This window comes from Chryseobacterium sp. PTM-20240506 (genome assembly GCF_048296755.1).
In the GTDB taxonomy this organism is placed as follows: domain Bacteria; phylum Bacteroidota; class Bacteroidia; order Flavobacteriales; family Weeksellaceae; genus Chryseobacterium; species Chryseobacterium proteolyticum.
In genome coordinates this window covers 1,508,606-1,522,495 of the sequence record NZ_CP182581.1, presented here as the reverse complement: position 1 = coordinate 1,522,495, position 13,890 = coordinate 1,508,606, and the positions used below count along the sequence as shown (strand labels likewise).

General features: G+C 37.4%; 14 protein-coding genes. 9 read left to right on the top strand and 5 right to left on the bottom strand.

Annotated elements, in window-relative coordinates:
• Positions 1–71 precede the first annotated feature (71 nt).
• Both ACNFU2_RS06855 and ACNFU2_RS06850 read left to right on the top strand, forming a co-directional pair.
• Positions 72–1,763: a sodium:solute symporter gene (locus ACNFU2_RS06855; RefSeq protein ID WP_418124353.1), complete on the top strand. Its 1,692-nt coding sequence runs from the start codon at positions 72–74 to the stop codon at positions 1,761–1,763.
• Between the two features lie 25 nt (positions 1,764–1,788).
• Positions 1,789–2,307 carry a DUF2911 domain-containing protein gene (locus ACNFU2_RS06850; RefSeq protein WP_172279045.1) on the top strand — a complete coding sequence of 173 codons (519 nt, stop codon included), beginning with the start codon at positions 1,789–1,791 and terminating at the stop codon, positions 2,305–2,307.
• A gap of 141 nt (positions 2,308–2,448) precedes the next feature.
• Here ACNFU2_RS06850 and ACNFU2_RS06845 read toward each other — a convergent pair whose 3' ends face one another.
• From ACNFU2_RS06845 to ACNFU2_RS06825, 5 genes are all read right to left on the bottom strand, one after another.
• Complete coding sequence (locus ACNFU2_RS06845; protein ID WP_273648398.1) at positions 2,449–3,048, bottom strand: hypothetical protein; 600 nt, start codon at positions 3,046–3,048, stop codon at positions 2,449–2,451.
• 266 nt (positions 3,049–3,314) lie between these two features.
• On the bottom strand, positions 3,315–3,719 hold the full coding sequence (locus ACNFU2_RS06840) for a VOC family protein (RefSeq protein ID WP_273648397.1): 405 nt from the start codon (positions 3,717–3,719) through the stop codon (positions 3,315–3,317).
• Positions 3,720–3,728: 9 nt separating this feature from the next.
• Complete coding sequence (locus ACNFU2_RS06835) at positions 3,729–4,178, bottom strand: SRPBCC family protein (protein WP_273648396.1); 450 nt, start codon at positions 4,176–4,178, stop codon at positions 3,729–3,731.
• A gap of 56 nt (positions 4,179–4,234) precedes the next feature.
• Complete coding sequence (locus ACNFU2_RS06830) at positions 4,235–4,648, bottom strand: DoxX family protein (RefSeq protein ID WP_273648395.1); 414 nt, start codon at positions 4,646–4,648, stop codon at positions 4,235–4,237.
• A 20-nt stretch (positions 4,649–4,668) separates the two neighbouring features.
• Positions 4,669–5,094, bottom strand: coding sequence for an SRPBCC family protein (locus ACNFU2_RS06825; protein ID WP_418124349.1), 426 nt, complete (start codon positions 5,092–5,094; stop codon positions 4,669–4,671).
• 133 nt (positions 5,095–5,227) lie between these two features.
• Between ACNFU2_RS06825 and ACNFU2_RS06820 the strand changes: the two genes are divergently transcribed.
• From ACNFU2_RS06820 to ACNFU2_RS06790, 7 genes are all read left to right on the top strand, one after another.
• Positions 5,228–6,196 (top strand): GlxA family transcriptional regulator, encoded by a 969-nt coding sequence (locus ACNFU2_RS06820; protein WP_306612801.1) that lies wholly within the window; start codon positions 5,228–5,230, stop codon positions 6,194–6,196.
• Between the two features lie 275 nt (positions 6,197–6,471).
• Positions 6,472–7,014 carry a peptidoglycan-binding protein LysM gene (locus ACNFU2_RS06815; RefSeq protein WP_418124347.1) on the top strand — a complete coding sequence of 181 codons (543 nt, stop codon included), beginning with the start codon at positions 6,472–6,474 and terminating at the stop codon, positions 7,012–7,014.
• 202 nt (positions 7,015–7,216) lie between these two features.
• Positions 7,217–7,762 (top strand): peptidoglycan-binding protein LysM, encoded by a 546-nt coding sequence (locus ACNFU2_RS06810; protein WP_172279031.1) that lies wholly within the window; start codon positions 7,217–7,219, stop codon positions 7,760–7,762.
• A gap of 200 nt (positions 7,763–7,962) precedes the next feature.
• Positions 7,963–8,508, top strand: coding sequence for a peptidoglycan-binding protein LysM (locus ACNFU2_RS06805; protein WP_172279027.1), 546 nt, complete (start codon positions 7,963–7,965; stop codon positions 8,506–8,508).
• Between the two features lie 80 nt (positions 8,509–8,588).
• Positions 8,589–9,389, top strand: coding sequence for an Fn3-like domain-containing protein (locus ACNFU2_RS06800; RefSeq protein WP_273648389.1), 801 nt, complete (start codon positions 8,589–8,591; stop codon positions 9,387–9,389).
• Between the two features lie 9 nt (positions 9,390–9,398).
• Complete coding sequence (locus ACNFU2_RS06795) at positions 9,399–12,203, top strand: hypothetical protein (protein ID WP_418124344.1); 2,805 nt, start codon at positions 9,399–9,401, stop codon at positions 12,201–12,203.
• A gap of 10 nt (positions 12,204–12,213) precedes the next feature.
• The gene (locus ACNFU2_RS06790; protein ID WP_418124342.1) at positions 12,214–13,647 is read left to right on the top strand and encodes a hypothetical protein; all 1,434 of its coding nucleotides are present in this window, start codon (positions 12,214–12,216) and stop codon (positions 13,645–13,647) included.
• Positions 13,648–13,890: the final 243 nt, after the last annotated feature.

Sequence of the window (13,890 nt, the reverse complement as noted above, 5' to 3'; positions counted from 1 at the left end):
TGGTACATACTATTAGCAGTAGCATTAGTATTCCAGATCGCATTTTATTATTGGTTTACTAAATTCTGGGCATGAGTAATATAGATTGGACAGTTCTCATTTTTACACTGGTTGCAGTGGTGGTTTACGGCGTATTCATCGGCCGGGGCCAAAAAAACAACGAATCCTACCTGAAGGCAGATAATAAAATGCCGTGGTACATTGTGCTGATAGGTATTATGGCTACGCAGGCTAGTGCCATTACATTTCTTTCAGCACCGGGCCAGGCCTATACTGACGGTATGCGTTTCGTTCAGTATTACTTTGGTTTGCCTTTGGCGATGATCGTTATCTGTATTACCTTCATCCCTATTTTTCAGCGCCTGAATGTGTATACGGCCTATGAATATTTAGAAAACCGTTTTGATAAGAAAACAAGGGTACTCACTTCATTGCTTTTTCTTTTTTCCAGGGGTTTGTCAACAGGAATCAGCATTTACGCGCCGAGTATCATCTTATCAAGCGTTTTAAACTGGAATATTTATTTGACCAATGTTTTAACGGGCGGCATTCTGTTGATTTATACCTATGTTGGCGGTGCAAAAGCGATCGCTCACACGCAAAAATTGCAGTTTCTCATTATTTTGGGAACAATGGCTTTTGCTGGGTATCTGCTTACCGAGAATATGCCGAACGGAATCGGTTTTAAGGATGCGTTGTATCTGGCGGGGAAATCAGGCAAGCTCAATGTCATTACCACAGAATTCGACTGGAAAGACAAATACAATATCTGGAGTGGATTGATTGGCGGTTTTTTCCTGGCTCTTTCTTACTTCGGGACGGACCAGAGTCAGGTCGGGAGGTATATTACGGCCAAAGACAATACCAATGCAAAAATGGGTTTGCTGTTGAACGGATTGGTTAAAATTCCGATGCAGTTTGCCATTCTCCTGATCGGTGCCCTGCTTTTCGCGTTCTTTTCTCTGAAACCGGCTCCGATTTATTTTAATGAACGTTCTTATCAGTATTTAAAGGAAACAAAACCTGAACAGGCTGCGGTTTTTGAAAAAGAACATCAGGATTTGCAAATAAAATTTAACGCAGAATCAAAAGAAATTTTAAAGCTAAAAGAAACTCATTCTCCCCGGCTCAACAAAACAATTCAGGATTTTAAAAATACGCAAACTGAGGTAAAAGCATTGCACGGAAGGGTAGAGGAAGCAATTAATAAATCAAATTATAATGCAGAGAAAACGGATACGAATTACATTTTCCTGTATTTCGTAAAAAATAACCTGCCTGTAGGAATGATCGGTTTACTGTTTGCCGTCATTTTTCTGGCAAGCTGGGGTTCCATTTCGGCAGCACTGAACTCCCTCGCCGCCTGCTCATTAAAAGATGTTCATCTGATATTCAGAAAAGATATTCCTGATGAGAAAACCGAATTGAAATACAGTCGCCTGCACACTTTGGCCTGGGGCATTTTCTCCATCGGGGTAGCCATGTTTGCCACGCAAATGGGTTCGCTTATCGAAGCGGTGAATGTATTGGGGTCTCTTTTCTACGGCCCGATTTTAGGGATTTTTCTGGTTGCATTTTATTATAAGAAAATCAACGGCGCGAATGTATTTATTTCTGCCATTGTATCAGAAATTACTGTAATTGCCGTTTACCAGTTGGATATCATTTCTTTCCTCTGGCTTAATGTAATCGGCGCAGTGGCAGTCGTTATATTTTCTGCAATTGGTTTAGTGTTTTATAAGCCGAAAGATGTAAATTCGTAAACAACAAATAAACAAACAAATTATTATGAAAACAATGATTAAATCTGTTACTGTAGTTTTTGCTGCAATGACGCTTTCAGTAAATGCTTTTGCACAGGACACTAAAAAGCCTGCCAGCCCTCCGGCTACTGCTACAGGAAAAATCAAAGATGCCACCATTACCATAAACTATAGCAGTCCTTCTGTTAAAGGGCGTACCATCTGGGGTGGTTTAGAAGCTTACGATAAAGTTTGGCGTGCGGGAGCTAATGAAGCAACTACTTTTGAAACGGATAAAAATATTACTGTTCAGGGTAAACCGCTGCCTGCAGGGAAATACAGCTTCTTCCTGATTCCTAAAGAAAGTGGAACATGGACTGCGATTTTCAACAAAGAGCCGAAACAATGGGGTGCTTACAAATATGAACAGGCAAAAGATGCTTTACGTGTTGATGTAAAAACAAAAGCTTTACCGGCAACACAGGAAAATTTAGTGTATAAAATCAACAGTAATGGATTCACAATGGATTGGGATAAAATCTCGGTTCCTGTGGAGATCAAATAAATTGAGATACAAGAACAAAAAATCCCGGATCATCCGGGATTTTTTTTGTTTAAATTGATCGTATAACAAACATCACTATTATAAATTTCAGTGATATAGTCCTTCTTGTTTTGCAATAACTTTATAATGTGATCAATTACTTTAATTATTTTTTGGGATTACTTCAAGACCGTTTATTTTTCCAACAGGGGCAATTTTAATATGTTTATCTCCTTTGGTCACATAAAAATAATAGGTACTGTTAATATCGATCATATAGATTTCAGTTGGTCCTTCAGATTCTGAAGTGATGGTATAATTGTATTTCAGGTTTTGAGTGTCAATTCTTTTTTTTATCATGCGACCCTGGCCTATTCCAAGACCGACAAACAATGCGAGGAGTTCAATGGAGACAAGTATTGAAAAAATCGGGATCATGATTTTTTTCAGCTCCGTCTTATCTGTTTCAGGGTTTATTTTATAATTTCCTAACAGCTTTTTGCTCCAGCTTTTCTCTCTATTCTTTACAAGGATTACCTGCAATAAAAAGAAAATGAGCACAACAGAAAAAATAACGATTATCAAAATCGGACTGGAGGCCATGTCAGCAATCGGACTTATAAGAATATCTGTTATGGACGAGTATTTCAAAATATTAATATCTAATTGATAAAAAAGGATACTTTCCTTTAAAAGTCCAAGAATAATAAGATATAAATATCCCAATGGCAATAATCCCTGAATTTTTTCTAAATATTTCATGCAACTAAGATATTATTTTTATGACTACAGAATGTGTAATACTTAATTAATTTTTATGTTGATGATTAAACCTCACGGAAATATTATTGATTATGTTTCTACTTATGGGATGATCAAAATACAATTCAAACGAATGATATAATCTTGCTTTCTGATGCCTATTTTTTGAGTTATACTGAAATACGAAATCGGCGAGTTTGAGGTTGGATTTGTAAAAAATCTATCAAAGTTTAATTTGATAGATTTTATCCTTAATTTTTTTACTTTTAATAAGCTACCCCCAATATCCACCGAACCCCAAAAAGATCTGTTATTTCGATGAACCGTTGTTTTTCCACCTCCGGAGAAGAACTTTCTTTATCTTTAGCAAGCCGCATTATAAGCCTAGACCGTTCGGATGCATCCTGACAGGGAAAATAAATTGCAAGTTGGTTGCCCGTTTGGTAACCTTCATCATGAACAAGGTCGGAACCATGAAGAACAATTCGTTCAGAAATTAGAGAACCACTAATCACCGGTTTATTGTAATATTGATTCAGAGGTATTTCCAGTAATTCAAAAAAAAGTTCTCCTCCAAAACAGGATTGATAAAAGGTAAATGCTTCTTTACAGTTTCCTGTTAACGTTATGAATACTCCAAATCTTGTAGATTCATTTTGATGGTTAAGCATATAGTTACGTTAAGCATCCGGAATTTCAGGCTCTACAAGCCTTTTTAATTTTTCAAGGGACTCCTGCCAGCCCAGATAGCACATTTCTGCAGGTATTTGTTCAGGAATACCGGTTTGTTCAATTCTGATTTCTGTTCCGCACGATACTTTGCCGAATGAGACTGTAGTAGTCATTTCTCCCTGCAAAGCCGGATTATCAAAGTGCTCAATATATTTAAGAAACTGCCCTTCTCTGATCTCAGTATAGGTACCACCGAAAGAATGTCCGTTACCAGTGCTGAAATTAATAAAAGTCATTTTAAACTGTCCGCCTTCTTTAAAATCTGCCTGCTGCACAGTGCATATAAATCCATAGGGTGGAATCCAGGAAGCATAAGCTGTTACATCGGCAAATGCGCGGAAAACTTTTTCCGGAGCTGCCTGGATTATTCTGTGTAATGAAACGCTGTTGTTTGTCATTTTTTCTGATTTTAGAGGTTTGAATATATTTTGTTTTTTTTTAATTATCCAAAGATTTATTGTACTGAAGGGATTTTATCATAGGAAGTGGCTAATTCTTCTTTTCGGACATTCCATTTCCGGAAGCGATAAGAGACCATCAGTACTGCCAAAAATACAAGTGGCATCAACATATATCCCGGATTACCGTCAACACATGCATGGCTTATAAAAGCAAATATCAGGTTAAAAGCCAGACCGGCATAGGCCCATTCTTTTATTTTATCAGGTACCTTATTAAATGATATGGCCACAATTCCTAATATCTTACAGATAATTAATGCGTAGGCAAAATAGTCCGGATACCCCAGGGCTTTTGTTCCTGCATTTACATATTCGGATGCAAACAATAAAGTTGCAGCAGGCATAACGCCTTCCCAAAGGATCAGTACAATGGTAGCTGTCCAGAAAATTATTTTATTCTTTTTCATGTTTAAGGATTTAGTAATTATTAATTATTTGATGATTCTGCATATTTTACAAAATTGTCCAGAATAGCCTGCCAGCCCTGTTTCTGAAATTCGGGATCATTCTCGATTTCAGGATCAAAGCTTGTTGTTATCAATGTTTTTCCGTTTTGTATATCGAAGATGGTAGAGGCTGTTCTTCCATCAGCCATGGTATAACTTATTTCCCTGTTTGGGTCAACCTTATCGTAAGTACCGGAGAAATCGAAACCGAAACTTCCATCCCTGGCTTCCATTCTGTTTGTAAATGTACCTCCGACTCTGAGATCATTATTACTACTGGGACAATGCCAGCTTGGGTGTGCCGAATTCCAGTTCATAATATCTTCCGGTGAATTCCACATTTTCCATACTTTTTCCACAGGAGCATTAACTTCGGCCTGTACCTGAATTTTTTGTTCGTTTTTCATTGTTTTAATTTTTTGTTGTTATTGTTATGACAAAGATCGAACAGATAATAAAAAAACGGGTGTTGTAAAAACGACAACCTAAGGGGTGGATTACGACAAAAATTATAAGTATCTTTATCACAAAATAAAAGGTATGCAGATATCAGTTTTTGTTCCTCAATATGGTACCATAGAAGCCATAACCCCGGCATTCAGGACTTTTCATACTGCGAATGAGTTTCTTTCCGTATTTGGGAAAAAGCCAATCTTTAAAGTAGAATATGTAGGATTAAATGAGTATGTTCCTGCTAATAGCGGAGAATATACGATAAAGACAAACAGGCTCCTTCAGAACGTTACCCATACGGATCTGCTTATCATTCCTCCTACCTTTGGGGATATGGAGGAAGGCATAGCGGCAAATGCAGATGCAATTCCTTATTTCAGGAAACTTTATTTCGAAGGAACAAGCCTTGCCAGTTTATGTGTCGGTGCCTTCCTTCTTGCAGAAACAGGTCTTCTGGACGGCAGTAAATGCTCTACCCATTGGGCTTATATTAACGAGTTTAAAAATAGGTATCCGCAGATAGAAGTAGAAGACGGGGCCATTATAACAGAACATGATAATATTTACAGCAGTGGTGGAGCGAGCAGCTTATGGAACCTGATACTTTACCTAGTAGAAAAATATTCCGACAGGGAAACTGCTATTATGATCTCAAAATATTTTGCCCTGGACATAAGCAGGGATAACCAGTCGCAATTTGCCATTTTCCGTGGTCAAAGAAGCCATACGGATGAACAGATTAAAAGTGTCCAGGATTTTATAGAAGATCATTATGAAGAGAAAATGACGGTTGAAGATCTTGCTGCCTATGCCGGTATAGGACGCCGTACGTTTGAAAGAAGGTTTAAGGATGCCACAAACAATACTCCTGTAGAATACATACAGCGGGTACGCATAGAGGCTGCTAAAAAGTTTTTTGAAGCATCCCGGAAAAATGTTTCGGAAGTAATGTACGATGTAGGCTATACGGATACGAAGGCATTTCGTGATATTTTCAGAAAAATCACCGGACTTACCCCCATTGAATACCGGAATAAGTTTGCCAAAGTTTATTAAGCCTTAGCATCAGGTTTTTTTACAATAAGCCTGTAAAAGGTATTGATTATAGATACAATTTCAAAAGAGATTAATTTGCTCAACGAGAAAGTTACTAGTAAGGAGTTTAAGATTATAATATGAAATAACTCTATCAGATTGAATATCTTTATGATAATACACTTAATAATGAAAAAGTCTTGGTAATGTCATATAATGTTATTAGCTTTATAATGAATTCTGAATTCTGAATTCTGAATGACAATATTATTACACCTCACTAAATTTATTTAATCATGAAAAAGCAAATCTTTATCGTTGCGTTGTCTCTGGGAGCAACTGCCTTAGGAACCCACCGGGTTATGGCACAAAATTCAGAGCAGGTGAGTACATCAGTCAATATTATTTTATCAGACGTTATTGCAATGGATATTGGCTCTGCTGCTTCAGAAGGTGCCGTAGATTTTAATTATGGGAGCACAAAAGATTATAGTTCATCTAAAAATGTGACCGTTCCCAATAGTTTAGTCATTATTTCCTCTAAAAATTTCGATGTAAAAGTAAAATCTGAAGGGGCACACTTTGTAAATGGCGCAAACGTAATTCCTGTAGATATATTACAGGTAAAAGCCATACCAGGCGGAAGTTTGGTGGGAACTCTTAATGAGGTCACTTTATCTCCAAATGATCAGGTATTGGTGAGTAATGCAAGTTTGGGTACCAAACAGTCTTTAAATATTGCTTACTCTATTTCTGCGGAAAATGCATCAAAGGTACTTTTAGGAAAACCACAAGGAACTTATACACAAAAAATAACTTATACTGCCACTGCATTGTAAGTCAATATCAATTTTAAATAGAAAAGCCCTCGATACTACAAAAGTATCGAGGGCTTTTCATTTATGATGTGAGTAAATCTTGTAGTTTTTTTACTACATGAACTTCCGTTTTCCACTACAAAGAAACTTTTAGCACCACTATAAATTTGCAGTATACAAAAGATAACAATTAAGTAAAAAATAACAATAAAATATTACCACCATGAAAAAACAAATCGTAATCACAGCCTTAACTTTTGGAGCAATCATATTTGGAACTAACAATGTTCAAGCTCAAAATACAACTGCAACTACAACCGTAAACATTACCCTGAACGACGTAATATCTATTGACGCAGGAAGTACAGCCATTGGTAATACGGTTGATTTTAACTATGTTACTGCAGCAGACTATAATTCTGATCAGACGATTACTAAAGCCAACTCTTTAAAAGTAACTTCAACGAAGAACTTTAATGTTAAAGTAAAAGCAGGAGGTGCTAATTTCATGAATGGAACGAACTTAATCCCTGTCAATGTTTTGACCATCAAAGCAGCTACAGCTGCCGGAACCATGGGGGGAACAAAAAATGCTGTAGTTTTATCTGCAACGGATCAGAATTTAGTTACAAATGCCCCACTAGGAAGCGCATTAACACTGAATTTGGACTACACTATTCCAGCTGCAAAATCATCATCTTCTGATATTTTAGGTAAACCGGCCGGAACTTATACTCAAACAGTAACTTATACTGCGACTGCCTTATAATAAAACACAATTATATATAAATATGCCCTCAATACAGGTAAAGTGTTGAGGGTTTTCTATTTAAACCAGATGAATAATACTGTAGTTATTTTACTACATCAACTTCCTCTTTCCACTACAAAGAAACTTTTATCGCCACTGTAGATTTGTAGTGTTCAAAAGAGAGCAAATAAACAAGAATAAAAATTAATAATACTACCATGACAAAACAAATCGCAATCGCAGCCTTAACTATTGGAGCAATCATGTTAGGATCTAACAATGTTCAAGCTCAAAATACAACCGCAACCACAACCGTAAACATTACCCTGAACGATGTAATCTCTATTGATGCAGGAAGTACTGCAATGGGAGGAACAGTTGCCTTTAACTATGTTACTGCAATGGACTATAATTCGGAAAAAACAGTGGCTCAGGCCTCGGCTTTGAAAATCACCTCAACGAAGAACTTTAATGTAAAGGTAAAAGCAGGTGGCCCGACTTTCGTCAATGGTTTAAACTCCATCCCTGTAGATGTTTTGACAATCAAAGCCGCAGCAGCTCCTGGAAATATGGGCGGAACAAAAACTGATGTGATTTTATCAGCAGGAGAAAAAACTTTAGTAGCAAACGCTCCTCTCGGAAGCGCATTAACACTGAATCTGGACTACACCATTCCAGCTGCAAAATCATCATCTTCTGATATTTTAGGTAAACCGGCCGGAACTTATACGCAAACAGTAACTTATACAGCGACTGCTTTATAATAAAATTTTTAGTTTGTAAAGGTCCATTTTGATGCGTTTTCAGTAGTTTTGGGAATCTTTATTATTAAACTATTTACACCATGCACAAGTTCATTTATCTTTTCATTTTCTTTATCCTCGCGGGATATTCCTCACTTCTGGCACAAAGTATTTCTATGTCGCCTACACGGTTGTTTTTTACAGGTAATCCAGGTGAAAAAGTAACAAAGACAGTCACGCTTCAAAACAGCTCCGATAAGGATTATGTTTTTAATCTCAACTATAAAGATTGGGTTAGAGAAGAAGACGGAAATAAGGTTTATCTTGAAGCAGGCAGTTCAAAAGCTTCCAATGCGTCCTGGATATCTACTTTAGAAAATACTGTAACAGTTCCTGCAAAAAGTACAAAGGAAATTGTAGTAACCATGCAGATTCCTGCAAATGCATCAAAGTCTGCCGTCACAAACAGCATGTTGTTTTTCACCCAACTTCCTCAGCAGGCTGATAAGGCACGTATTCAGAATGGTATTGGTATTATCACCTTATTTGAGGTGGGACTCCACATCTTTTATACTCCACCGGGTAACCACGTAAAAAGTTTGGATATTACCAATATTTCAGAAGCTAGTAATGAGAATGCAGCGAACAGAAAAGTCGCAGTAAGTATCCATAATGATGGAAACACCATCAATGATGCCACCGTTGAGTTTGAACTCACTAATACAGACAGTGGTAAGGAAATAAAATTACCCGCAATTTCCATCTCTATGCTTCCCGATACCAATCAGGTCGTTCAATTTTCCTTGCCAGAGAACATTTCAGGGAACTTCCTTGGCGTGGTTATTATCAAAATGGCAGAATCAAATGATTTACGCGTAGGAGAAAAAAACTTTAAATTTTAAAATTTAGTCTTGAAACCACAGAATGGAATACCGATATCATTGCTAAGAAGAACAATCTTATTTTTTGTAATTGTTTTTCTGCACTTTTCGTTGGCCTTTGCACAGGAAAAGAAGGATATTCAAATCCATTTTGAAAATGACAGCGTAGCTGTTGAGAAAGGTTCTACTTTTAGCAATTTCCTGGTTATTGAGAATAAAAGTTCTGAAGAGATTACCATTCAGAATATTGTACCCAAGGAAAAATATCCGGGATTGCTTTTCTATCCTAAAAATGATTTTATCTTAGGTGCGGGCCAGTCTAAAAATCTTCCTGTGAAACTGATCGCCAACGTGGATTTTATGAAACTTCGGTCCAATGAGATCCAATTCCAGATTTCGTACGTTACCCCGACGATCACCAGAACTGAAAATGCCTCTTTCTTCGTTACCAAAGGCGAGAACAAAAATGTCGCAATTTATACAGCTACATACGAAAATTTCATTAACCCTGCTGTGCCCGAATCCTCAATCCTGCTGACTGTAGAAAACCAAGGGTACAGTAAACGAACCGTTAAGATTGATTTGCAATCCATTCCCGATGGTTTGGAAATGATGCCAAAACAACAAACCGTATCTCTGGAGGGCTTAGAAAAACAAACGATTGAGATCAAAATTGCGGTCAGAAAACAGAATACAATTTATCCCGAATTTAATATTAATGCAATAGTCACAGATCTGCTTGATAATAAAATAATAGGAAGCAACACGCTCTATCTGGTCGTTTTATCGCACAACAGACAAATTGCCCGGGAAAACGAAGCGATGGGCGGAAGTAATTTTGCGGAAATTAGTTATAATGAAAACAGTTCAGGTTTCAATTATTTTCAATTGAGAGGAAATACAGCGTTTCGGGTGACAGATAATTTGAGATCGCGTTTCAATATTAGTGCAGATTACTATCATGAAGACGGCCGTTATAACTTCTATGATACCTGGCTGGAATTGGAGAGAAAAAATACCGTATTACGGGTGGGAAATGTTAATAGCAATGATTACGATTACCCGATTTTCGGTAGAGGAGGGAAAGTTTCTACGAAATTTGGTAAAAACAATCAGATTGAAATTCTTGCGCTTGAAAATAATTATAACTTGTATGGTACTTATTTCCAACAAACAAAAGGATCTACCATGGTGGGTGCAAAATATGGTTTTGGGAATGCTAAATCTTTCAACGGGAAAGTATCCTATATTTTCGACCATGATCCGCGCTTTAACATAGATACACAGGTAGCGAATGCAGTAACTTCATTGCTAATTAATGACAAACACACCATCCGCATGGAGATGGGCCTGAGCCACGAAGAAGGTCTTTCGAATAAAGATGAAAATGCTGGAGCTTTAATGGGAGCCAATTATGAGGGGAAAATAGGGAGATGGGATATACAATCTTTCAATTCCTTTGCCACTAAAAGCTATGCAGGGATCAAGCGGGGATCTTTTTTCTCAAATCAGCGAATCGGTCACCAATTTTCCGCTTCTCAACGCGCTTTTATACAATATCAGAATTCGCAGGTAGAACCTGAGTTCCTAAGTTTCCAAAGTGAGCCAATCCAACCGGGGAATACCGCTAATTTGCGCTATTATTTCAACAGTACAGAAGCTTTGGGGTTAGGCTATCAGTTTTCTTTAAAGAAGTGGAATTTTCTACTTTCTCCAAAGGTTGAAAACCAGAAAACAGCTAATTTTTATACATCACAGGAGCTTTTTTCATACAAGTTGGAAGCCAATATAAGCACGACATTAGGTGCTCATGGATTCAACCTAACGGCGGAATATTCTTATTCAAAAGAGAACAATAAACAGGACTGGTTCAATAGTCTGAAAACAACTTTATCTTACAGATATAAATCATTTTCCCTTAACGGAACAGCCCAATGGAATGCTACCAGTGTCTTTGATTTAACTTCTTATTACAATGCAGACCGTAATTTTGCCAACTACAATGTATACGCCTCGTATAATTTCCAGATGCTCAATCATAATCTGACCGGATCTTTTTCTGCCGGAGCCTTCTATTCGGAACTTTATAAAAATTTAAACAGCAATATTACCGGTAATCTGGAATATAAGATTTCGCCTTCCTGGTCCACCACAGGTTATTTTAATCTTTCCGGTTATAAATCTACGGCTGAATATGCAAGCAGCGGCAGTTATTACCAGTTCAGGGTGGGAATTAAAAAATATTTTACCACCGCTACGGCTCTAGGAAATCATAAAGTGGCATTCCAGTTCTTTGAAGATAAAAACTATAATGGACTTCTGGAGTCCGGTGAATCGGTACTTGCTAATGAAATTGTAAAACTGGACAATTATGTAGCGATGACGGATAAGAATGGAAAAGTAGTTTTTCAGAATGTTCCTGAAGGTACTTATACCCTGAAGGTGAACGAAAGTGCGGGCTCCCGGTTGATGACGGATCCTGTCATTATGGTGCACAATAATATCAACCGCAAAGTAGGCTTGGTAAAAAACATCAGAGTAACTGGGAAATTAACGGAGATTAAACAAGCTTACGATACTGTAGAAACAGATGTAACGGGGATTGTAGTATATGCAAAAGGGGAAGATGGTAAAATTTATACCGCAGTGGTTAACCCAAAGAATGAGTTTGAGTTTTTCCTCAAAGACGGCAAGTATGATCTCTATATTGAAAATGACAAATACAGCTATACACAACCCACCCAAACCATTTTGGTGACAAAAGAAGGTTACTCAAAAACCGTGGTTTTTGAATACAAGAAGAAAGACACCATCATTAAGGTGAAAAAGTTTTAAATTTAAAAGTATGAAAAAGAAGAGGGCTTTTTTAATAGGAATTTTTACTGTACTTTGCGGATCTACAGCTACGAAAGCTCAGGATGTGTACCTTTCGGTTCCTGAAAATAATATTTTTAACAGGAGCGAATTTACCTCAGTACCTACAAGAGTAATGACGAACGCCAACAGAACAAACTGGGATTATGCCTTTTTAGGGATACTCCCGACAGCTCCTACATTTACCTCTGTTTCGGGACCAACTTTTACCCACTCTTCTTCCTCGCTTACTTTACCCGCTTCCATTCTACTGTGGCAGTTGGAAAGTATGGGTGGGCAGCTACCATATACCGGATTAACAGGTTATTTACCAGGTTTTCAGTCGTTCAGTACAAGCGCCATAAAATGGTTTGAACCACCATCGACCAGTCTTGGGGGAGGGTTCAATCGGGGAAATATCAATTTTACATTTAAAATTCCTGCTTCACAATTTACTGCCAATACCTTTCGGGCTGGGAATTACTCCATGGAAATTACTCAAAATTATAATGATTTTACACCACGCAATTTTAAAACTATTTTAGTGATTCCTTCATCTATACGATGGATTACAAACTCTTTAACAAAATACATAGAAATATCTTCTTTGAATGACTATCGTAATACGGGCACGCGGGTATGGGATTTGGGGAATACGGAAATCGCGAATACGGTCGATTTTAATTTTTGGGCAAAAGCTGCTTCCACTAACGTTCAGTTCACTTCCTCTAAAGGTGTTTCAGGAACCAGAAATATAGCAAGCATTAAATTGGCTAGCAATGGCTCAGCTCTCACGACCAAAGCCTTATCTGCCGATTTTCAGAATTTTTCAACGGCTAATTTCAGTGTTGTAGCGGGAAACAGAAATAGCTTCATTCCAGAGCTTCATGTGTCTGCGGAAGATTTTAAAAACAATTTTTTTGAAGCTGGAACTTATACGTTTGAATTGAATTTCAATGCCAGAAGCATAGATAGCTCAATCAATAGTTTACAAAATACGGCTGTTCAGATAAAGGTGCTCCCTCTGTCGGAGATTACCATTCCCAGTTCCGGCCGAAATGTAAATTTCAATTTTAATACCGCTGCCCATTACACCAATGGTCAGTCACAAATGGTTCCAAACCAAATTATGCTTTCCAACAATGAAAATTTCGAGCTCTATGTAAAATCGGACGAAAATTATTTCAAGAAAGGTGGCCTCCAGACCGATATCAATTCCAACATATTACAAATAGGTGTAGATGGAAGTTCTGTAAATGTTCCCTTATCCAAAACTCCTCAAAAAATACTTTTTAACGGAGCACCGGTTTTGGACCGGGGACTGAACATAAGATACACCATACCACCTGCAGGTGCTCAAAGTTTGGTAGGAAAGGAAAATACCACTTACTCTATCAATGTTTATTATAGCTTTACGGCAATTTAACAATACTTTAGAGTAGTCAATATTTTAGAATTTCAACTTCAATCTCATCTCTTGTTTTCAATTGCCGGCGGAATTCCTTAAAAAGCTCCATAGGCATAAATAAGCTTTATATCTTCAAATAATTCTTTTTGTAAGTATTTCATTCCAATATTTTATGGCAGAGGGTCAATTATAGCGGTTGGTCCAAACACAAAACTGTCCAGGATTCCTAATATATTTTGGTGTCTGGCTATCAATTATTAC